This window comes from Halomonas salsilacus (assembly GCF_051216275.1).
In the GTDB taxonomy this organism is placed as follows: Bacteria; Pseudomonadota; Gammaproteobacteria; order Pseudomonadales; family Halomonadaceae; genus Halomonas.
Genome location: NZ_JBPKAQ010000001.1, coordinates 596,863 through 617,604, shown reverse-complemented (window position 1 = coordinate 617,604; position 20,742 = coordinate 596,863). Strand labels below are relative to the sequence as shown.

Genomic DNA, 20,742 nt, shown 5'->3' with positions numbered 1-20,742 from the left:
TGGCGAAGTCGGCGGGCATTCTACCTGAACTTAATGGCTTGGCGGCCGCGGCAGGTGGCGGCCCCAGTCGACCTCGGCCTCCACCTGGGCGGCCAGCGCCAGCAGGCGGCGCTCGTCACCCATGGGGCCGAGCACCTGCACGCCCACCGGTAGCCCCTCGGGGGTGATGTGCAGCGGCAGCGACATGGCCGGTTGGCCGGTGAGGTTCGCCAGCTGGGTGAAGGGGGTCAGGCGCAGCGAGTCGGCGGCCAGGCGCTTGAGCATGCCGGCCTTGAGCGCCATGGGCGAGGCGCCGGGAATCGCCAGCAGCGCCATCAGCCGCTCCCGGGCGGGCGTCGGGTAGAGCTCTCCAATGCGCGGGGCCGGGGTGGCGGCCACCGGCATCAGCAGCACATCGAAGCGGCGGTGGAAGGCAGCCATGTCGCGGGCCACGCGATTCCAGTAGCGCTTGGCGGCCTCGTAGTCACGGGCCGGCAGGCAGCGGCCCAGGCGCCCGATGGCGCGGGTGGCGGGCTCGATGTCGAGCCGTGACACCGCCACGTCGGTCTGTTCGCTGACCCAGGCGAGATCCGCCGCCAGGTGGCCCAGGTAGAGGGTCAGGTAGCTGTCGGCAAGCACCTCCCCGTCGAGGTTTGGCTCGGCCCACTCCACGTGGTGTCCCAGCCCCTCCAGGCGCTGGGCGGCCTGTTCCACCGCCCGGCGCACCTCGGGGTCCAGGCGGGTGCCAAGGGCTGCGCCCAGGGGCTCCCCCAATGATACCGCTACTCGCAGCGACTCGGGCGGCCGCGCGAGGGCGTCGAGGAAGCCGGTTTCCCGGAGCAGCGGCCAGGGGCTGCCCTCGTCCATGCCGTTGATGGCATCGAGCAGCGCGGCGCTGTCACGCACGCTGCGGGTCAGGGCGTGCTCCACCACCGCCCCCTGCCACACCTCGCCGAACATGGGCCCCAGCGGCACCCGCCCGCGGGAGGGCTTGAGCCCGAAGAGACCGCAGTGGCTTGCCGGGATCCGGATCGAACCGCCGCCGTCGCCGGCCAGGGCCAGGGGGACCAAGCCGCCGGCCACCGCCGTGGCAGAACCGCCGCTGGAGCCGCCGGGCGAGTGCTCGGGCGCCCAGGGGTTGACCGGGTGGGGAAAGGCCCGGGGCTCGGTGATGCCCATCAGCCCCAGTTCGGGGGTGGCGGTCTGGCCGAGGATCGTGAGGCCTGCCGCGCGCAGCCGTGTCACCAGGCTCGAGTCCTCGGGGGCGCGCCACTGGGCCATGGCGGCGCTGCCGAAGGCCAGCGGCTCCCCGCCGATGGCCATCAGCAGGTCCTTGGTGAGGGTGGGCACCCCGGCAAAGGGTGCGGCCGGGTCGACGGCCCGCCCCTCCTCGCGGGCCTGATCAAAGCGGGTGCGCACCACCGCCCCCAGCGAAGGGTTCTGCGCCTCGATGGCCGCGCAGGCGGCGGCGAACACCTCCCCGCGGCTCACCTCGCCGGAGCGGATCAGCGCCGCCAGCCCCAACCCGTCATGGGCGCGGTAGTCGCGAACGTCCATCTGCTTCTCCCCTGCCACGGTTCACTCCGCTGCAGCCCAAGCCTAGCCCTCCGGCTCCGCTGATGCCACGGCTCGCCGCCGCGCCAGACGCTCGCGGCCGTGTTCCAGCCAGGAGAGCAGCGCCGGGGTGACCAGCAGCACAAGAAACGTCGAACCGCCCAGGCCGAAGGCGATGGAGGTCGCCATGGGAATCAGGAACTGCGCCTGCAGCGAGGTCTCGAAGAGCAGCGGCAACAGCCCGCCGATGGTGGTCAGCGACGTGAGCAGCACCGCCCTCACCCGCTGCACCACCGCCTCGTTGAGCGCCTCGTCGATGGCCAGCCCCCGATCGCGCTGCTCGCGATAGAAGCTCACCAGGATGATGGCGTTGTTGACCACGATGCCGGAGAGCCCGAACAGGCCGAACAGCGAGAGCACGGTCAGGTCGATGCCCAGCGCCCAGTGGCCCAGCAGCGCCCCCACCAGCGAGAAGGGGATGATCGCCATGACAATCAGCGGCAGGCTCCAGGAGGCGAACACCCAGGTCAGGACGCCGTACATCAGCCCGAGTCCCACCAGCAGGCCCATGCGCATGTCGGCCAGGGTCTCACGCTGGTCGGCGGCCCGCCCCTCGAAGCTGTAGTGGAGGTGGTGGTCCCGGGCCAGGGCCGGCAACAGCGCCGCCGATAGGCTCTCCAACACCTGCTCCGCCGAGGTGACGGAGGTATCGAGCTCGGCGCTCACCTCCACTGCCAGCTGGCCATCGGCGTGGCGAAGCGCTTCGAAGCCCTGGCGGTGGTCGAGCTCCATCACCTGGCTCAGTGGCACCTGTCGACCGTCCGGCAGGCTCACCGCCAGCCCCGAGAGGGTCGCGAGTCGCTCGCGCTGGGCCCGAGGCAGCTGCACCCGCACCTCGATCTCATCGGCACCCGACTGATGGATCTGCACCACCTGACCGTCGAAGGCGGTGCGCAGCTGGCGGCCCAGATCGGCGGTAGTCAGTCCCAGCGCCTCGCCGAAGGCGTTGACCCGATAGACCAGCTGTTCGCGGCCCCAGGGCATGTCGTCCTCGGTGTCGAGCACCCCGGAGAGCCCCGCCATGGCCTGGGCCAGGGTGTCCGCGGCCAGGCGCAGCGCGAGGGCATCCTCGCCGGTGAGGCGCACGTTGACATCGCGCCCCGGCGGGCCGGCGGCGCGCTCGTTGATGTTCAGCGAATCGAGGCCGGCGGGTTCGCGTATACGCTCGCGCCAGGCGCGGATGAAGGCGGCGTTGCGCACCTCGCGGTGATCCGGCGAGATCAGCTCGATCATCAGCGAGCCCACCTCGTCGGCGCTGCGCCCGGGAGAGCCGCCTTCCTGGGTGGTGCCGTAGCGCGACACCGCCAGCCTCACCAGATCGCCGCCCAGGTCGCTGTCGGTCTCCTCCAGGGTCGCCTGGAGATGGTCGACGAACTCCGCCACCCGCGCCCGGTCGGTGCCGGCCACGAAGCTGGCGTTGGCGTAGACCACGCTGGACTCCGGGGACGGGAAGAAGTTGAAGCCGAGCCGTCCGCCGGCCAGCAGCCCCGCGGTGACCAGGGTGACCGCCAGGGCACCCGCCACCGTGGCACCGCGATGGCGCAGGGTCAGCGCCGAGAAGCGCCGGAAGGGCCCCTCGCGGAAGGCCTCGAAGCGATGTTCGAACCCCTCGCGCAGCCGGGCGATGCCGCGGGGAGGCCGCGCCTTCTCCTTGCCGGGCACGAAGGCGTTGCGCAGGTGGGCAGGCAGCACCACGAAGCACTCCAGCAGCGAGGCGATCAGCACGCAGATCATGATCACCGGAATGTCACCGAGGATATTGCCGATCACCCCGCCCACCATCAGCAGCGGCATGAAAGCCGCCACCGTGGTCAGCGAGGAGGCCACCACCGGCCACAGCATGCGCCGCGCCGCCCCCGCCGAAGCGTGGCGGGGCGCCTCGCCCAGGCGGTGGTGGGCATCGGCGTCCTCGCCCACCACGATGGCGTCGTCGACGATCACCCCCAGCGCCATGATCAGCGCGAACAGTGACATCATGTTGATGGAGCCGCCGATGCCCCAGAACACCCCCAGCGCCGCCATGAAGGCGGTGGGAATGCCGATGGCCACCCACAGCGCCACCCGCGCCGGCAGGAAGAAATAGAGCAGGATCACCACCAGCAGCAGGCCGCTGGCGCCGTTGACCAGCAGGAGCGAGATGCGATCGTCGATCAGCTGCCAGGACTCGTCATAGACCTCGAGCTCGACGCTGGGCGGCAGGGTCGGCCGCGTTTCCTCGAGCCACGCCTCCAGCACCCGGGCGGCCGCCAGGGAGTTGCCCGCCTCGGCGCGCTGCAGCACCAGCTCCGCCGCCGGGCGCCCCCGATAGGCGAGCTCCACCTGCCCTTCCCTTGGCTCCTGACGGATCACCGCGATATCGCCCAGGCGCAGCTGCACCCGGTCGCCGCTGAGGACCGGCAGATCCTGGAAGCCCAGGGCGTCACGGCGCTGCTGCAGCGAACGCAGCTCCCGGGCACTGTCGCGCTGACCCAACAGGCCCGCCGGTAGATCCCGGGACATCGCCTGCACCCGGACGGCAATATCGCCGAGCGACAGCGAGAGCCCCTGCAGGCGTTCCGCGGGCACCTCGATGCTGATCTGCTGGGCCGGCAGGCCGGTGATCTCCACCCGGTCAATGCCGCCGAACAGCAGTTCGTCCTCGAAGCGCTGGGCCAGCTGACGGAGCTCATGGGGAGCCAAGTCGCCGTGCACCAGCAGCCGCGCCACCGGCTCGTAGCGGGCCAGCCGGGAGACTTCCGGTGTCTCGGCGTCCGCCGGCAGGTTGGTGAAGCTGTCCACCTGTTGGCGCACATCGTCCAGCGCCAGCACCGGGTCGCTGCCCTCCTGGAACTCCAGGGTGATGCTGGCGATGCCCTGGGCGGAGGTGGAGGTCATGCGCTTGAGCCCGTCGAGGCTGCGCAGGCGCTGCTCCAGGGGATTGGTGATGCCCTGCTCGATGTCCTCGGCGGAGGCGCCGCTCCACACCACCCGCACGCTGACCACGTCCAGGGCGAAGGTGGGGAAGAACTGGATGTTCATGCGCGCGATGCCGAGCGCGCCCCCCAGCAACATCACCAGCATCACCAGGTTGGCCGCCACCCGATGGTGGACGAAGAAGCCGATCAGGCCGCCGCGGCGCCTCACTGGCCGACCTCCTCGACCGGCTCCTGGGGCAGGCCCTCCGCCACCTCGACTCGCAGCCCCTGCATGGCGTTGGGCAGGTGGGTGGCGATCACCCGATCGCCCTCGGCCAGTGCCTCGCCCGGCCCCTCGGCGAGCCCAGCCGCGCGCACCAGCAGCCAGCGCTCGCCGTCGGGGCCCAGGGTCTCGCCCAGGCGCTCGACCCGCTGGCGCTGGAGCCGCGAATCGTCATCGATGCGGTAGAGCAGGTCGCTGCCGTGCAGGGCGGCGAAGGGCACCGCCAGGGCGTCCGCTACCGCCGGGCGCTCCAGCAGCACCGCCACCAGCGCCCCCGGGCGAAGCCCGGAGGCCTCTCCGTCGAGGGTGAATATCGCCTCGGTGCCGGCCGGGTCGCTGTCGCCGGCCAGGCCCGACAGCACGAAGCGCTGGCCGCTCTCCTCGGCCCGGGCGCCAAGCGACTCGCCGCGGGCAAGGCTCGCCGCCAGCTCGGCCTGGTAGCGATGGGGCACCCGCGCGCGCAGCTCCAGCCCCTCGGCCGGGTAGAGCGAGAGCAGCGGTGCCCGGGCTGCCACCTGGTCGCCCGGGGCCACCGCCACCTGCGTCACCACCCCATCGAAGGGCGCCAGCACCCGTCCGCGCTCGACGTCCCGACGGGCCGTCTCCATCATGGCCCGGGCGCGAGCCAGCCGCGCCTCCAGGCTCGCCAGGCGCGAGGGGTGCTCGGCCACCGCGCTCTCGCGGGTGGTCACGCTGAGCCGAGCCCGGGCCACGGCGTCGCGGGCGGTGTCGAGATCCGCCTGGGAGGTCAGGTTGCGTTCCACCAGCGAACGGTTGCGCTCCAGCTGACGATTGGCGCTGGCCAGGATCTCGCTCTCCCGAGCCAGGGCCTGGCGGTCGTTGTCGTGGCGGAGGCGCTCGTTGTCCACCTGGGCCTCGAGGTCGGCCACCTCCGCCTCGGCCTGGCGCAGCGGCGGCAGCAGGTCGGCATCGTCCAAGGCCACCAGCAGCGCGCCCTCGCTCACCCGCTGGCCGTCCCGCACCGGGCGCTCGGCCACCCGGGCGGCGATGGGCGCCACCAGGCTGACCCGTTCCGGCGCCACCAGCTCGCCGAACAGCGGCAGTACCGGCACGTGCTCGGCATGGGCCACCGTCAGCGCCTCGACGCGCCAGCTGCGCTCCTGGGGCACCGCCGGCGGAGGCTCCGGCCGGGTCAGGCGCAGGGCCATGAAGCCGGCCACGCCGAGGGCAATCAACAGAAGGGGAAGCAGGCGCTTGAGCATGGGGTCATCCGTGCCGATGGTTAGCGAGGACTACTATACGCTGCGGCGGGGCTGCCACGAATGCCGCTTGCTCAGGCTGCGGCAAGGTAGCGCAGCGCCACCCTCTCCCCCCACCTCACCCCGCGTGGTTTCACTCGCCGTCGACTTTCCCTATAATGCGCAGCGCTTGGCCCCCTTAGCTCAGCTGGATAGAGCGTCCCCCTCCTAAGGGGAAGGTCTCAGGTTCGAATCCTGAAGGGGGCGCCAAGAAAATCAATAAGTTATTCACTTTCATCACCTTAAAAAATTACCATTAGCTGCTTCCGACCCCACAGCGACCCCAACAAGACTGATGGGTAGGCCCGTGACGGCACTGCGCCCCCCATGGCGTCTCCCACTGCAACGCCTAGAAGCCCCCATCCCAGCATGACATTGCACTCGCATTGGTCATGATTCGAGCGACCGTGGATCGCGTATCGCCACCATCAGCCACGGCTCGCCGATGCCCTGCATGTCGACTCCGTTGGCGGCCAGAAAGGCCTCGTCGCGACTATAGCGTCGGCTCCGGCACCACCACTCTGCCCTCGCGGCCATGGTGCCACTCGAGCATCAGGATCTCGCCCTCTATATCGGGTTTCTTGGATTGAAGCGCCGGCGGGTGATGGCGGCTGCCAGCCACACACCGCGCGCGGAAAAAAAACGGTGATTATCCGGCCGTTCTTTCGCCGGTAATCGACAAACCGGGCTATAAACAAATGGGAGAATGCCACACCGAAAGTTCCAAGGTGCAAACCGGACGCGCGCTGGACCGGGCGGCTGCGCTCTTGATGGCAGGGACGAGCACATCGTGGGCCGTCGGACACAGTTGGGCGCCCGGGTATTGACCGCGGAGCTCTCCAACAGGAGGGAACGGATCGTGTTGATCTGCGATAACCTCGTGCAGCGCTTGAAGGAACTGCTCGCCGAGTTGGACGGCGCCACCGCGCAGCCGGCACCGCGGCAACGGCTTGCCTGGGACACACCGACCCAGCAGCAGGTCGCTCACATCACCGGTCAGTCGCCCATCTTCTCCGCCATTTTCACGAGCCACACCATCAAGCTGATCTCCTCGGGCGCGCCCTTTTCCAATCCGCACCAGATCGCCCAGGCCGGCCGCGATAACGACGGCACTGTCGTCATCAAGATCATGGCGGCGCGCGCAGCGACCATTCACCGGCTCGCCTTCGTCCTCCTGCACGAGTACGTCCATGCCAAGGATATCCACGTGCGCGACTTCGCGATAGCCGAGGCGGCGCCCTACCTGAGCAAGCCGGAGTACCGCCTGTTCCGCTGGCAGTCAGAGCTCGGCGCCTTCCAGGGCCAGCTCAAGATGGTGAACCAAGTGATCAGTGCCTTCGGCAACCCGCCGAGCGACATGCCAGCCGACGAGGTCTCAGAGCTCACGAGAACGAAGGAAGCGATGGAGCTCGAACGTGCCGGCGACCCGGTCGTGCGCATGCTCCACGTCGGCAGGGAGAGCGATGCGCGCCGGATCATCAAGGACCATTACTCGACGGCGATGCTCGACGCCGAGCATGCGGATGCTGCGCCCGATACCAACCGTACCTACGAGGCGGCGGTAACCGCCTACAAGAGCTCTCCCGACTGGCCCTCTGCGGCTGGTTGGTGAGCGGCACTGACCGGGAGGTCGTATGCCGGAGCTGAATGCTTCAGGGGACATCTTCACGCTGGGGGCGGCGGCCGGCTTCGACGAGGGCATCGTCCACGGGCGGGTCGGCGCCGGCGCGCGCGTCACGTTCGCCGGCCAGCTGGCCCTGTGCCACGGCCTGAATGCGCAGCTTTCGGCACAGGCCCTGGCGCAGCTCGAGACGGCCGCCTCGATCTTACTGCCTGCAATCCGCGGCGAAGGCAGCGCCTTCGCCGCGGCCGGCGTTCGAGTGGATGTCCGCGTCACACCGGACCTGTTCGACACGTTCGGTCTGTCGGCGGACATCGCAGCCTACGCCGAGGCGGCGGTCGCGGGTCGCATCGCGCTCGGTCTGGACTGGCGTGACATCGCCGCCATCGCCCGCCAGCAGCTCCCCGGCCTCGCCTATGATCTGTTCATCGCGTTCGTCAACGAGGTGGTCCTGGAGGCCGGTGTGTGGGGCAAGGCGAGCTTTTCCGCACAGGCCCAGGCGCACTTGTATGTACGCGGCACGCTGCGCGACGACCGGGACGCGGGCTTCACCGTCGAGGCAGGCGCCGCGGTCGGCTGGGGCGCCGGGACGGGCTGGGACCTCTTCGCGTCGATCGGGCTCGAGAACCCCAAGCGGTTCGTCAACTACGCCAGCGAGCGGATCACCGCGGAGCTGGTCCGTGAAGCGAGGCAGCAACTGCCCGAGCATTTTCAACCAGCGGTCGAACTCCTGGACTTCGCCCTGCCGCTCACGCTTCAGTCGGCCTACGAGCTGGGGCAACGTGCCGTGCTATCGGCGCTGAACGACACCGAGCTTCAGGTGCAGCCGTTCATCGATAACACCTTCGCCCAGCTGCAGCGCTACCTGATCGACAAGCTGGCCGGAGCGGGCGAGCGGCTCGCCGCCGGGTTGCTGGAGAACGCATTACTGCGCGTGTCGGAGGGCCATCTCAGCGCTGCGCAGCAGGCCGCGCTGCGCCCGGTCGTCGAGGGTCTGATCGACGACCTCGTTGATAGGCCGCTGACGGTGCAGATCCTGCCTTCCATCCTCGATCGCCTGATCCACGTCTTCACTGTCGTCGCGCCCGCGGAGACTACGCATTGGCGCGAGCCGCTGACGGTGTTGTGGGTGTCGGTGGCCACGACAGAGGCGCTGCGCCAACAGATCGGTACGCTGAGAGCCTCCGGTTCGGTCGTCGGGCTCGGCGCGGTCGCGGTGGAGGCCGACCTCGTCGCCCTACCGCTCCTGGAGCCGCCGCCGGTGGTGCGCGCGGCGCTCGCCCAGCACCTCGGCGACATGCCCGACCGGCTCATGCTCCACGACGCCCTGGACTACCTATTCGGGACCGGCGTCGCCCCGGTCCTCGACGACCTGATACCGGAGTTGTCGCTGCTGCTCGGCCGGCTCGGACAAACACTGGGGCTAACGCCGGGGGAGGTCGTCGAATCGGCATTGCTTGCAGGGCTGGGCGAAGACCTGTCCAGAACCGCGCTGTACCGGAAGCTGCGCGACGTGGTTAAGGAAGCGATCGACGGCCACATCGCCGCTGATCTCCTACCGGAGTTGCGCGACCGGCTGGGCGCCGACGCGGACGCTCGGGTGTGGATCGACGAGGTGGCCGAGCCTTGCCTGCTGGCGACGAGCGGCTTCGTCTTCGACCAGCTCGACCGGCTCGTCGATCAGGGCGTCCCGAGCGACGGGATGTCGCCCTTCCTGACCAGCTTCCGCTCGGCGCTGAGCGCGCTCGTGGCAAAGGTCGTGGTGCGCAACGTCGTTGTCCTCGGCGACATCCTGGTGCACCACGCCGTGGTGCACATGAACCAGGGCATGACGGACTTGGCGGCGACGGTGCGCAATGCTCCGGATCACGAGATGGTGCAGGCCGCCTGCTTGCTCACCCCGGCCCTGCTGCCGCCGGGCGTCCCGGCACCGCAGGATCTGAGCGGACCGACGCGGGGTCTTGTCGCCGACCTGCTCGATGCCGGCGCGGCGGCCTTCGGCCCTAACATCTGGACCGATCCGCGCCGAACGCGGCTGCGCGAGCTGATGGTACGGTTGCTGCTGTCGATCGACGGACACGTCGACTATACCGACGGCCAGCAGGTTCAGAACTTCTTCGAGAACCTGCGCGAGTGCGCCTATATCCCGGACCCACAGGGGCTGATGGAGCTGAACGGCCTGCTGTGCGAGCTGACGGCAGACGAGCTGAGTGTGCTCTTCGAGCGCGTCGTGCCGGCCATCACCGCCTTCCACCTCAAGCTCACCCTGGTCCAGGTGGTGGCTCTGGAGGACGCCGCCCGGGAGTTCCTTGCCGCGTTCCTGGATGCGGTGCAACGGGCGTGGGAGCGTTATCAGCAATGGCGGCGCGAGGCGGAGCGTCACCTGGAGGACGCGGAAGCGGCGGCGCGGCGCACGGCGCAGGCACTGCAGCAGGCGGCGACCTTCCTGCGCGACGCCGCGGTGCGGAAGGCGATCCTGGACCAGGCGCTGCTGCAGGGCATCGAGGTGGCGGAGGCAACCGCGCGCGCGGTTCCAGGATTCGGCCTGCTGCCGGCGCAGCAACAGGCGGAAGCCATCTCGTACGCGACTGGCACGGTCGTTTTCGTTTTCGGGTTGGCGCGTCCAGCGATCGATGCCGCCCTGGTGGGCCTGGGAGATCTGGCGGACGGCCTCGGCGACCTCGTCGACGCCACGTCGGATGCGCCCGCCGCCCTGGCCGTGCTCGGCGAGCGCATCCGGCTCCGGGCGTTGGCGCGCATCAACGCCGCGCTGGGGCCGACCGGCATCGTCCTGCCACCGGAGATCACCCCGCAGCACATCGCCGAAACGGCGCAAGCGGTCCTGATGAGCATCGCGGCGCTGCGCACGGCGATCGAGCAAGCGATCGCGTACAACGAGGCGGAGCGCAGCGCACGCGAGCAGCGCGATCAGGCCGTCGCCGAGCGTGCCACGGCCCGGAAACGGTGGCTCGATCGCCGGGCAGAGGAGCACGAGCTCTACGTTGACCCTGTCACCATCGAGTTCCTGACCCCGGCAGGCCTGCAGGGAAGTCCGGACGACAACTGGGCCTACAGCGCGCAGGTCGAAACTGTCCTGCGTGTTCGCGGCGCGCGGCCGAGCCTCGTGCAGCCCGGTGCGCCGAACCGCGTGCTGCTCGCCGCCAACTCCAACGCGGTGGCGGTCGACCCGGCCGAGTGGCAGTACGACGCCGCGCGCAATACCCTCCTCCTGCGCAAGACGCTGACCATGGGCGGTGGTGCCTTGCGCGCGGGCATCAACCATCTCGAATGCACCTTGGTCTACGGCACCGGTGAGACGCCGGTGCGATGCTCGGTGGTGTTCGCCGTGAATCCCAGCCATCCGTTCGAGGAGAAGCTGGAGATCGATCCGGCGCAGTCGGTCTTCGACACGCCAGGTGACGACCACCTGGCTACAGAGCAGGAGGTGGTCGCGATCCGCAACGTGGGCACCCGGTCGGTCGTCCTCACAGACTGGCGTCTGGCGGATCGCGCGCGCCACACATTCCGTTTTCCCGTGTTCGAGCTGTTTGCAGGGCAGACGGTGTCGGTGCATACCGGGCGCGGCACGGATTCTTCCGAACGCCTGTACTGGGGGCGGAACCGGGCGGTGTGGAACAACACCGGGGACCGGTCGACCCTGATCGACGACCGGGACATCGTGCGGGCCGAGTATTTGTACCTGCCGCTGCGGTCCCGGCCTGCTTAGGCCTGCGAGTGAATCATGTTCTTGATCGGTAGATCCCCTGTGGCGAAGGTGACGGCACTGGAAGGCGTGGCCACCGGCAACATGAATAAGGCCTGGAGGTGTCTACGAAACCGGGGCGATTCAAATCCTGATGGGGGCGCCATCCGTTTATCTCCCCTTCTGGTACTCCCCCGCTCCCCTGCCTATGCTTGCGGAGTCACGGGTGGAGCCGCCGTCACGCAACCATCAAGAAACCGTCACGATCAGGCTCCATCCTCCCTGGCCATGAAGAAGCCAACGACGGGAGCTCGACCCATGCCTCAGATTCGCCCCCTGACCGCCCTGGCCGCCGGCCTGGCCTTCGCCACCGCCAGCCTGTTCGGCACCGCCCAGGCCGCCGAGTACTACGACGGCAAGAACATCCGCATGATCATCCCCTTCTCGCCGGGTGGCGGCACCGATACCTTCGGGCGACTGATCAGCCAGTACCTGGGCAAGCACATTCCGGGCGAGCCGACCATCGTGGCCGAGAACGTCACCGGGGCCGGCGGCCTGCTGGGCAGCAACGAATTCGCCCAGCGCGTCGACCATGACGGCACCACCCTGTTGACCGCCTCCGGCCACCTCAACCTGCGCGCCTTCCTGGGCCTCAAGGGTCTGCGCCTGGACCTCGATGAGCTGGAGCCGGTGGTGGCCTCGCCCATGGGTCACGTCACCGCCATCTCCACCGAAGCCGGCATCGAGGACCCCAGCGAGCTGCTCGAGGCTCGCGGCCGCCTGACCAAGGGCATCACCGACCCGGTCGGCCTGCTGGAGTCGCTGGTGGCGCTGGAGATGTTCGACCTGGAGTACCGCGCGGTGCCCGGCTACGGCGGCCGCGGCGACACCCGCATCGCCTTCGAGCGCGGCGAGCTGATGATCAACACCCAGTCCACGCCGGCCTACCTCAACAGCGTGCAGCCGCTGGTGGACGAAGGCCGTGTCATGCCGCTCTACGCCATCGGCTTCATCGATGCCGATGGCAACCCGGTCCGCGACCCGGCGGTGCCCGACATGATCACCGCACCGGAGCTCTACGAGCAGATCCACGGCGAGATGCCCTCCGGCACCATCTGGGAGGCCTTCAAGGTTACCGTCCCGCTTGTACAGAACACCCGGGGCACCGTCTGGGCTCACGACGACATCCCCGAGGAGGCCATGACCGCCCTGCGCGTCGGCGTCGAGGGCATGGTCAACGACCCCGAGTTCCAGGCGGCCGCGGCCAACATCCTCGAGGGCTACGACATCATGTGGGGCGACGACCTCGGCCAGATCAAGGCCAGCATGGAAGCGGCCTCGCCGGAAGTGCTCGACTTCCTGCGCGGCATGCTCAACGAGCGCTTCGGCACCGAGTTCGACTGACCGTTAAGCGCCCCGCCCGGCCGTCCGAGTCTATCGGGCGGCCGGTTTGCGTTGCGGGCGCACTTTTTTTTGACTCCGGGACCACCTCATGCTCGACGCCCTGATCAACGCCCTGTGGATCCTGCTCGACCCCTTCCGCCTGATGATGCTGTTCGCCGGCGTGGCCATCGGCATCGCCGTGGGCATCCTGCCTGGCCTCGGCGGGCTGATGGGCATGGCCCTGGTGCTGCCCTTCCTGTTCGGCATGGACGCCTACGCCGGCGTGGCGCTGCTGATCGGCATCGCCGCGGCGGTGCCCAGCGCCGACACCTTCCCCTCGGTTCTGATGGGCATCCCCGGCTCATCGGGTTCCCAGGCGACCATCATGGACGGCTACCCCATGGCCCAGCGCGGCGAGGCGGCCCGTGCCCTGGGGGCCGCCTTCACCGCCTCGCTGATCGGCGGGTTGATCGGCGCCCTGGCGCTCTCCGCGGTCGTGCCCTTCGCCCGCCCCCTGATCCTGGCCTTCGGCTCGCCGGAGCTGTTCATGCTTACCCTGCTGGGCCTATCGATGATCGGGGTACTCTCCGGCAACCGCCCACTCAAGGGCATGCTGGCCGCGGTGGCGGGCCTCGCGCTCGGTACCATCGGCGGCGCACCGGTGGCCGCCGAGTACCGCTTCGCCGGCGATTTCCTCTACCTCTACGACGGTCTCTCGCTGGTGATCGTGGCGCTGGGGCTGTTCGCCCTGCCGGAGATCATCGACCTGCTGGCCCGGGGCGGTGCCATCGCCGAGCGCTCCAAGGGCCTCGGCCACGGCTGGGTCCAGGGGGCGAAGGACACCCTGAACCACAAGTGGCTGGTGATACGCCACAGCCTCATCGGCGTGGCCATCGGCGCCATTCCCGGCATGGGCTCGTCGATCATCGACTGGGTGAACTACGGCATCGCCGCCCAGACCAGCAAGGACCGCAGCCAGTTCGGCAAGGGCGACGTGCGCGGGGTAATCGCCCCGGAGAGCGCCAACAACGCCAAGGAAGGGGGCGTGCTGATGCCCACCCTGCTGTTCGGGGTGCCCGGCTCCTCGGCCATGGCCATGCTGCTCGCCGCGCTGATGATCTTCGGCGTGCAGCCGGGGCCGCAGATGCTCACCCGCGACCTGGACCTGGTATTCGTGATCATCTGGTCGCTGGCCCTGGCCAACGTATTCGGCACCCTGATCTGCCTGCTGCTCTCCAAGCCGATCTCGCGACTCACCTTCATCCCCTTCCAGTACATCGCCCCGGTGATCATCGTCATCGTGGTGGTGGGGGCCTGGCAGGAGACCCGCCATTGGGCGGATCTCGCCCTCCTGCTCGGCTTCGGGGTGCTCGGCTGGATCATGAAGCGCAGCGGCATGCCACGCCCGCCGCTGCTGATCGGCTTCATCCTCTCGGGGCTCGCCGAGCGCTACCTGTGGATGTCCTACAACCTTTACGACTGGGAGTGGCTCACTCGTCCCGGCGTACTTACCATCGGGGGGCTGGCGGTCTTCCTGGTGGTGGGCAGCGTGATGCTCAAGCGCTCCACCGAGCGAAGCACCGACGCCCTGAAGCACGCCGATGAGGCCGGGGAGCCGCATCCGCGGGAGGAGACACGATGAAGGCACGCCTGATCGCCGCCGTGACGCACCACCTGCAGACCCCCTTCGTGCTGGCAGTGCTTGCCTGCATGGTCGCCATATTGTGGATCAGCCAGGGTTTCTCACTGGGGGCACGGCTCTTTCCCACCGCCGTGGCGAGCCTCGGCATCCTGCTCGCCGTGCTGGAGCTGGGCCGTCAGGCGATTCGCCGCGGGGCGAAGGAGGAGAGCGACTTCAGCGACCTGGGAGAAGACGACGAGACCCCCGCCTTCTACGCCCGGGGGCTCAAGTTCTTCGCCTGGATGGCGGCCTTCATCGGCCTGTTCTTCCTGGTGGGCGCCCTGCCCGCCGCCGGGCTCTACGTGCTGGGCTTCCTCAGACTGCAGCATCGTAGCCCCTGGCTGCCCAGCCTCGCGCTCTCCGGGGGGCTGGTGGCACTGCTGTGGGGGCTGGGCGTGGCGCTGCAGCTGCGTTGGCCAACTCCGCTGCTGTTCTGAGCCTCGCTGTTCTGCTCATCACTGTTCTGACTGGCCCGGGGCAGCGACTCAGCTGTTCTCCAACGGCAGGAAGGCGTCCGCCATCACCACCCGGTTGCGTCCGCTCTGCTTGGCACGATAGCTGGCCCTGTCCGCACGCTCCATCAGGCTGGCGTCGTTGTCATCCTCGGTGAGGAGGGCCACCCCCAGGCTGGCGCTGACCCCGAAGCGGCGGCCGCCGTGGCGAAAGTCGATGGTCGCCAGCCGCTGGCGCACCCGCTTGGCGATCTCCTGAGCCACCTCGGGGGACGCCCCGGCGAGCAGGATGGCGAACTCGTCGCCCCCCAGGCGCGCCACGGCGTCTTCGCCGCGCACTGCGTCACCCAGCGCCTCGGCCACCCGCTGCAACAGCTCATCACCCACCGCGTGGCCGGCGCTGTCGTTGACCTCCTTGAAGTGGTCCAGGTCGAGCATTACCAGTGCCAGCGCGTGGTCGGCCCGGCGCCGCGACAGATCGCAGGCCGCCGCCAGGCGGCGGGCAAAGCCGCGACGATTGAAGCAGCGGGTCAGGGGGTCGTGCTCCGCCTCCCAGCGCTGGCGCTGCTCACGCTCGTGGCGATCGGTGATGTCCTGCACCAGCCCCACGAAACCCAGCACACGACCGCCCCCACTGACCCGACTGGCGTGCACCTCCAGCCAGCGCCAGGCGCCTTCAGCGCCGCGGAAGCGGTAGAGCTGGGTCAGGGCACCCCCCGGCAGCAGCGCCCCGCGCCAGCCCGCCAGGACGGTGCCGCGGTCCTCCGGATGGACTCGACGCAGCCAGGCCAGCGACCGATAGTCGGCAAGCGCGATGCCGGAAAGCCGCGTCAGCGCCGGGTTGAGGTAGTTCACCTGGCCGCGGGGGTCGGTGAGGAACATGCCCACCGGCGAGGAGGCCAGCACCGCCTGCAGGAAGGCCTCGCGGGCCTCCAGAGACTCCATGGCGTCGCGGCGATCCGCTTCCACGCGGTTGAATGCCTCGGCGACCTGCTGCAGTTCGACCATGCCGGTATTGAGTTCCAGGCGGTCGGCCTTGCCCTGCCCCACCCGGGCGATCTGGCGCTCCAGGCGATGCAGCGGGCGCAGGCCGAGCCCCAGCAGCCACCACAGCAGGGGCAGCATCAGCGCCACGCTGCCCACGCCCACCCAGCGCAGCTCGCGGGCATAGCGGTTGACCGGTTCCTGAAGCTGGGCAAGCGGCAGATAGACGGCCACCACCCAGGCCGCCGGCCACACCTGGCGGAAGGCGGCCAGCGCCGGCTCGCCGTCCAGGGTCAGCCCCTCACCGCTCCCCTGCCAGCCGAGCAGCGCCTGCTCGACCAGCGGGTGGGTGTCGCCCCCGGGCAGCGGTCGAGTCAGCCACGCCTCGTTCGGATGGCTGATCACCCGCCCATCGGCGGTGGCCAGCATCACGTGTCCCGTCTCGCCCAGCCGCCGGCCGCGCAGGTTGAGGTAGGCCTCACCGTCGCGCAGGCTGGTGTTGCCGCCGAGCAGGCCCAGGAACTCTCCCCCTTCGCCGAGCAGCGGGTGAATCACCATGACCTGATCGATGCCGGTCTCGCCCCCGCGATAGGGCTCGCTGACATAGGGGCGGCGAAAGGCCTTCACGTGCTGGAAGTAGGGGCGCTGGCCGATCTCGGGACCGCCCTCGGGGAAGGGCGGCCACTCCGCCACGGGGTGCCCCTTGGCATCGAACACCATCAATCGATCGAACAGTGCCAGCATGGGTTGCTGGCCTCCCAGGCGCAGCCCGAGGCCGGGGTCATCGATGGCGATGTCGTCGGCCAGCCGCGCCAGCACCCGCTTGCGCTCGGCCAGCTCCCGGGAGAGCTGATCCGCCAGCAGCTGCGCTTCGTATTCCAGGTGGAGGCGGTTCTCGTGGCGCGTCATGTTTCCGCCGCTCAGGTGGCTGTAGCCGAGCAGCGCCGCCACCAGCGCCAGCCAACCCAGACCGATGCCCAGCAGCAGCCGCTGGCGCAGCGACAGGTTCAGCCAGCCGCCCAAGCGGCCCCCCGACCGGGCAAGGTAGGGGGGCGAAATCTCGTGGCAAGATAGATAGGGGTGAGAATCGTCATCGGCGAGCGAACGTCCGGCGGTCCATCGGGGCAGATACATCATGCTAAAGAATGGCTTGATTAAGCAGATGCTATCAGGCCCTGACGTCGACGTCGCCGCCAAGCCGAGCCGCTGGAATCACGGGGCTTCAACCCTGGAGCAGGTGAACCCGCTGGAGCCCGTCATCAGACCTCCTCACCCAGCGCCTCCAGGCCCTCCAGCGAGCGAAGGGTGAGTTCGCGCCCCGCCACCTTCACCAGCCCCTGCCGCTGGAAGCGCCCCATCACCCGACTCACCGTCTCCAGGGCCAGCCCGAGATGGCTGCCCATGTCCGCGCGGGACATGGTGAGCTGGAAGCGATAGCGGGAGTAGCCGCGGGCATGGAAGCGCTGGGAGAGGCCCAGCAGGAAGCCCGCCAGGCGCTGCTCGGCGGTTCGCCCGGACAACAGGCAGACCTGGCGCTGATCGCCTCGCAGTTCACGGCTCATGCAGCGCATCAGCTCGGCACGCAGGGCGTCATGACGCACCGCCAGAGATTCGAGCTGCTCGAAGGGCAGCTCGCAGACGAAGGTAGTCTCCAGGGCCACCACCGAGGCGGGACAGTACGCCTCGCCGATCGCCTCCAGCCCCACCGCCTCGCTGGGCAGGTAGAAATGAATCACCTGTTCGTCATGGCGGCCCGGCAGGCGCATCACCTGCTTGAGGCTGCCGGTGCGCACCAGGTAGAGGCTGCGGAAGGGCTGCCCCTGGCGCACCAGCGTCTGGCCGCGCTTGAGCGGCCGGGGTTGCACGATGATCTCATCGAAGGCGTCGAGGGCGGCCTGGGAGAGGCCACGCGTCAGGCAAGTCGGGTGCAGCGAGCAGCCCTCGCAGTGCCTCTCCCCCGGCCGCAGTTTGGTCTGGCTGGTAATCGTCATACGCACATCCTTGGCGTCGTGAGCTGGCGTGGTTGACCTAGGTCAGGTTAGACCATCCCAGCCGGGGTGAGGCAAATCTCCCCTCCTCTTCTCATCCCCGCTGCTCATCGCGACACGCATCACAGCCGTTGCATGGCCAAGGCGCACCAGTCGCATGGAAAGTTCCCGCGATGACCTTATTCTTTTGTCTCATAATGCTGTCGAATGATTGTCATCAACGTTTTGGATGGCTAGTTTCGTACCGTCGCGCATCAGTTCGCCTACACATTTAGTTGGATGTAGCTGACGTAAGCGTAAGACAGCAACCAATAAAGAGCGCCACCCCTGCGAGGGGCGCCGTTGAACACAACAAAGCACAACAAGGACCAGCAAGTGACAATGAACAAGACCGCATCGATCTTCACCGCCTCCGCCCTGGCGCTGGCCGTTGCCGGCGCCGCCCAGGCGTATACCATCGAGGCCGGGGACACCACCGCCAATATCTATGGCTACGCCAAGCTCGATATGATCTATGACGTCGATGCAAAGCTTGGAAATTCTGTCGGCCATGGCAACATCCGCCTCGATGGTCAGCCGGGCTCCGATGGCCACACTACCATGCATGCCTACCAGAGCCGCCTGGGGTTCACCACCTCCACGCCGGTAAGCGGTAGTGATCTGAAGACCATGGTCGAAGGCGACTTCTACGGCAGCGGCGGCGGCGAGCTTCGTCTGCGCCACGCCTACGGCGAGTGGAATGGCCTGCTGGCCGGCCAGACCTGGACCAACTTCGGCGGCTTCCTGGGCATGACCCCAACCATCGACTTCACCGGCCAGGTCGGCCAGGCCAACATCGGCCGTCAGGCCCAGATTCGTTATACCGTGGAGGGCTTCTCCGTTGCCCTGGAAGAGCCGACCGCCATCGGTGGGGCTGTGGCCGCCGGCGAAGATGGCGAGAGCAAGAACAGCCTACCTCACCTGACCATGCGCTATCAGAACAGCGCCGGCGACTTCAATTACGCGGCCTCTGCCGTACTCCGCGAAGTGGAGTATTACAACACCGTCGAAGCCAGCGACAAGCGTTCCACCGGCTGGGGCTTGAATTTGGAAGCCAACGCCAAGATTGCGGAAGGCGTGACCCTGCGTGGCGCCATCACCCACGGCGACGGCCTGGGCAGTTACATGTACGGCAGCCCCTCCGGCCCGGGCTATGTCAACGCTGACGGCGGTGTAAGCACGATCGAAGGCACCGGCGGTACCGCGGGCATTACCATTGCCGCTGGCCCCGGCAACATGAACCTCGGTTATGGCATTGCCACCGTGGACCTCGACGATGCCTTTGAGGCCGGAGCAGTCGGCGCTGGAGCCAATGACACGTTCGAAAGCGTCTATCTCAACTATATCTGGTCGCCGGCTCGCAACGTAACCTACGGCATCGAAGCCGGCTGGCACTCTCGTGAGACCGTTGGTGGCGAAGACGGCGACGCCGTTCGCGTGCAGGGCATGGTGCAGTACAACTTCTGAGCCTGTCCAACGGCGGCGCGTCAAGCGCCGCCTGGGTTAAAGCAGTTCCCAGAACAAGCAGAATTTCGATCCCTTCGCCCCGGCCATGCGCCGGGGCTTTTTCATGGCTGCCGGCAAGGTGGGGGCAAGGACGGAGTGAAAGTAGAGACGAAATGGAGTGACTCGAGGTTAGTACAAGCACAAGAAAGCCGGCCCCTGGGGGCCGGCTTCTGTGTTTACTGCTGTTGCGTTATCGCTGCTTCAAAGGGCTGAGTGCCGCTTAGAAGTGGTAGCGAACGCCGGTCAGCCAGTAGACGCTGTCGCGAAGATCACGAACGTTGTCGGTAAAGTCGCTACCGGTGGTGTCGCTGTCGATGAGGGTGCCCTGATCGGACTCATGCAGCTCTGCGAAGACGTCGAAGTTACTGGAGACCTTGTAGTAGGCGCCGGCGGCCCAGGCGTTGCGGCTGGTGTCGAGGTTCGCATCTTCCTGTGCGGCCTTCAGATCGCCCTGGGACTCGATGCGGTAGTAGTCCAAGTTGAAGGCCCACTCGTTCATGGCATAGGTCATGCCCACGCCGATCTTGTCTTCGAAATCGGACTGGGACTCATAGGCCAGACGACCGGAAAAGCCCGGAACGAACTCGTAGGAGGCAGAGCCGCCGTAGACGTTCTCGCCAACCCCACCGGCACTCTCGCGATCCTGGGTGTAACCCAGGGCCAGGCGCAGGGCGTCGATTTCGTAGACGGCGCCACCGGCGGTGTTGATGGTAGAGGAGTTGCTGCCCTCGGAGCCAGCCGGTTCACCGTTACCGGAGTAGTGCTTGCCCATCAGGTAGACCTGGAAGCCTTCCAGGTTCGGCGAGATGTAGCCAACAGAGTCGCCGCGACCCTGGAAACCACCGCCGGTCAGTTCGAGGCCACGGTCCAGATAGACGTCGAACGGAGCGGCCACGGTGTTCAGGTAGAAGTTATCGAAGTTACCTGCCTGGACGGTACCGAAGGCGTTGCTGCGCAGACCCAGGAAGCTGTTACGCACCTGCTGGCCATCGCGGTTGACTTCGTCCAGACGCGGACGCAGTTCGAAGTTACCGAAGGCGGTCAGGTCGTCGGAGACGCGCTGGGTGCCGCGCAGGCCGAAGCGGGAGTAGACATCACGGAACTCGGAGCCGTTGATCTTGTCGCCGTCTTCGTTGACTTCCGGACCGCCGCCGGAAACGCCCAGGGCGATGCGGCCGTACAGGTCGAGACGGGTGCCGTCCTGGTCATAAACGGTGGCGGCTTGGGCGGTGGTCGCCATCATGCCGGTAGCGGCGATGGCACCAGCGATAGCAGTCGCTAAAAGTGTCTTTTTCATCGTTAGGTTCCTTTGACTAGCAGTCTGTTTCGATCGTTTTCCTGCGGACCGCGTTGGGC

Annotated in this window: 13 protein-coding genes and 1 tRNA gene; 7 read left to right on the top strand and 7 right to left on the bottom strand. The window is 68.1% G+C overall.

What is annotated here, in order from left to right; translation table 11 throughout:
* Positions 1-30: 30 nt before the first annotated feature.
* The 3 genes from ACR80S_RS02750 to ACR80S_RS02740 are packed head-to-tail and all read right to left on the bottom strand — an operon-like array spanning position 31 to position 5,993.
* On the bottom strand, positions 31-1,536 hold the full coding sequence (locus tag ACR80S_RS02750; protein WP_435402520.1) for an amidase: 1,506 nt from the start codon (positions 1,534-1,536) through the stop codon (positions 31-33).
* A gap of 42 nt (positions 1,537-1,578) precedes the next feature.
* Positions 1,579-4,716: an efflux RND transporter permease subunit gene (locus ACR80S_RS02745; protein WP_435402519.1), complete on the bottom strand. Its 3,138-nt coding sequence runs from the start codon at positions 4,714-4,716 to the stop codon at positions 1,579-1,581.
* On the bottom strand, positions 4,713-5,993 hold the full coding sequence (locus ACR80S_RS02740) for an efflux RND transporter periplasmic adaptor subunit (protein ID WP_435402518.1): 1,281 nt from the start codon (positions 5,991-5,993) through the stop codon (positions 4,713-4,715). The genes ACR80S_RS02745 and ACR80S_RS02740 overlap by 4 nt, the downstream gene beginning before the upstream one ends.
* Positions 5,994-6,162: 169 nt before the next feature.
* Here ACR80S_RS02740 and ACR80S_RS02735 point away from each other — a divergent pair.
* Positions 6,163-6,239: transfer RNA gene (locus ACR80S_RS02735), tRNA-Arg, on the top strand.
* A gap of 180 nt (positions 6,240-6,419) precedes the next feature.
* Here ACR80S_RS02735 and ACR80S_RS02730 read toward each other — a convergent pair.
* Positions 6,420-6,566, bottom strand: a complete 147-nt coding sequence (locus tag ACR80S_RS02730; RefSeq protein WP_435400773.1) for a hypothetical protein — start codon at positions 6,564-6,566, stop codon at positions 6,420-6,422.
* 322 nt (positions 6,567-6,888) lie between these two features.
* Here ACR80S_RS02730 and ACR80S_RS02725 point away from each other — a divergent pair, with 322 nt between their 5' ends.
* From ACR80S_RS02725 to ACR80S_RS02705, 5 genes are all read left to right on the top strand, one after another.
* Entirely contained in the window at positions 6,889-7,641 is a 753-nt protein-coding gene (locus ACR80S_RS02725; protein WP_435402517.1) for a hypothetical protein, read from the top strand.
* 22 nt (positions 7,642-7,663) lie between these two features.
* Entirely contained in the window at positions 7,664-11,377 is a 3,714-nt protein-coding gene (locus ACR80S_RS02720; RefSeq protein WP_435402516.1) for a lamin tail domain-containing protein, read from the top strand.
* Between the two features lie 294 nt (positions 11,378-11,671).
* Positions 11,672-12,757, top strand: coding sequence for a Bug family tripartite tricarboxylate transporter substrate binding protein (locus tag ACR80S_RS02715; protein WP_435400770.1), 1,086 nt, complete (start codon positions 11,672-11,674; stop codon positions 12,755-12,757).
* Between the two features lie 88 nt (positions 12,758-12,845).
* Positions 12,846-14,378 carry a tripartite tricarboxylate transporter permease gene (locus ACR80S_RS02710; protein ID WP_435402515.1) on the top strand — a complete coding sequence of 511 codons (1,533 nt, stop codon included), beginning with the start codon at positions 12,846-12,848 and terminating at the stop codon, positions 14,376-14,378.
* Positions 14,375-14,854 (top strand): tripartite tricarboxylate transporter TctB family protein, encoded by a 480-nt coding sequence (locus tag ACR80S_RS02705; RefSeq protein WP_435402514.1) that lies wholly within the window; start codon positions 14,375-14,377, stop codon positions 14,852-14,854. Before ACR80S_RS02710 ends, ACR80S_RS02705 begins: the two co-directional genes overlap by 4 nt.
* 48 nt (positions 14,855-14,902) lie before the next feature.
* Here ACR80S_RS02705 and ACR80S_RS02700 read toward each other — a convergent pair whose 3' ends face one another.
* The gene (locus tag ACR80S_RS02700; RefSeq protein WP_435402513.1) at positions 14,903-16,876 is read right to left on the bottom strand and encodes a sensor domain-containing diguanylate cyclase; all 1,974 of its coding nucleotides are present in this window, start codon (positions 16,874-16,876) and stop codon (positions 14,903-14,905) included.
* Between the two features lie 236 nt (positions 16,877-17,112).
* Entirely contained in the window at positions 17,113-17,844 is a 732-nt protein-coding gene (locus tag ACR80S_RS02695) for a helix-turn-helix domain-containing protein (protein ID WP_435400766.1), read from the bottom strand.
* 339 nt (positions 17,845-18,183) lie between these two features.
* Between ACR80S_RS02695 and ACR80S_RS02690 the strand changes: the two genes are divergently transcribed.
* Entirely contained in the window at positions 18,184-19,347 is a 1,164-nt protein-coding gene (locus ACR80S_RS02690; protein ID WP_435402512.1) for a DcaP family trimeric outer membrane transporter, read from the top strand.
* Positions 19,348-19,606: 259 nt separating this feature from the next.
* Here the strand turns inward: ACR80S_RS02690 and ACR80S_RS02685 are convergent, their stop codons facing one another.
* The gene (locus ACR80S_RS02685) at positions 19,607-20,683 is read right to left on the bottom strand and encodes a porin (protein ID WP_435400764.1); all 1,077 of its coding nucleotides are present in this window, start codon (positions 20,681-20,683) and stop codon (positions 19,607-19,609) included.
* Positions 20,684-20,742 lie beyond the last annotated feature (59 nt).

Excerpts from the sequence above, each read along its gene's own strand:
- ACR80S_RS02720 (WP_435402516.1), top strand. The coding sequence starts at position 7,664 with ATGCCGGAGCTGAATGCTTCAGGGGACATCTTCACGCTGGGGGCGGCG.
- ACR80S_RS02750 (WP_435402520.1), bottom strand. The coding sequence starts at position 1,536 with ATGGACGTTCGCGACTACCGCGCCCATGACGGGTTGGGGCTGGCGGCG.
- ACR80S_RS02710 (WP_435402515.1), top strand. The coding sequence starts at position 12,846 with ATGCTCGACGCCCTGATCAACGCCCTGTGGATCCTGCTCGACCCCTTC.
- ACR80S_RS02685 (WP_435400764.1), bottom strand. The coding sequence starts at position 20,683 with ATGAAAAAGACACTTTTAGCGACTGCTATCGCTGGTGCCATCGCCGCT.
- ACR80S_RS02730 (WP_435400773.1), bottom strand. The coding sequence starts at position 6,566 with ATGGCCGCGAGGGCAGAGTGGTGGTGCCGGAGCCGACGCTATAGTCGC.
- ACR80S_RS02695 (WP_435400766.1), bottom strand. The coding sequence starts at position 17,844 with ATGACGATTACCAGCCAGACCAAACTGCGGCCGGGGGAGAGGCACTGC.
- ACR80S_RS02740 (WP_435402518.1), bottom strand. The coding sequence starts at position 5,993 with ATGCTCAAGCGCCTGCTTCCCCTTCTGTTGATTGCCCTCGGCGTGGCC.
- ACR80S_RS02705 (WP_435402514.1), top strand. The coding sequence starts at position 14,375 with ATGAAGGCACGCCTGATCGCCGCCGTGACGCACCACCTGCAGACCCCC.
- ACR80S_RS02715 (WP_435400770.1), top strand. The coding sequence starts at position 11,672 with ATGCCTCAGATTCGCCCCCTGACCGCCCTGGCCGCCGGCCTGGCCTTC.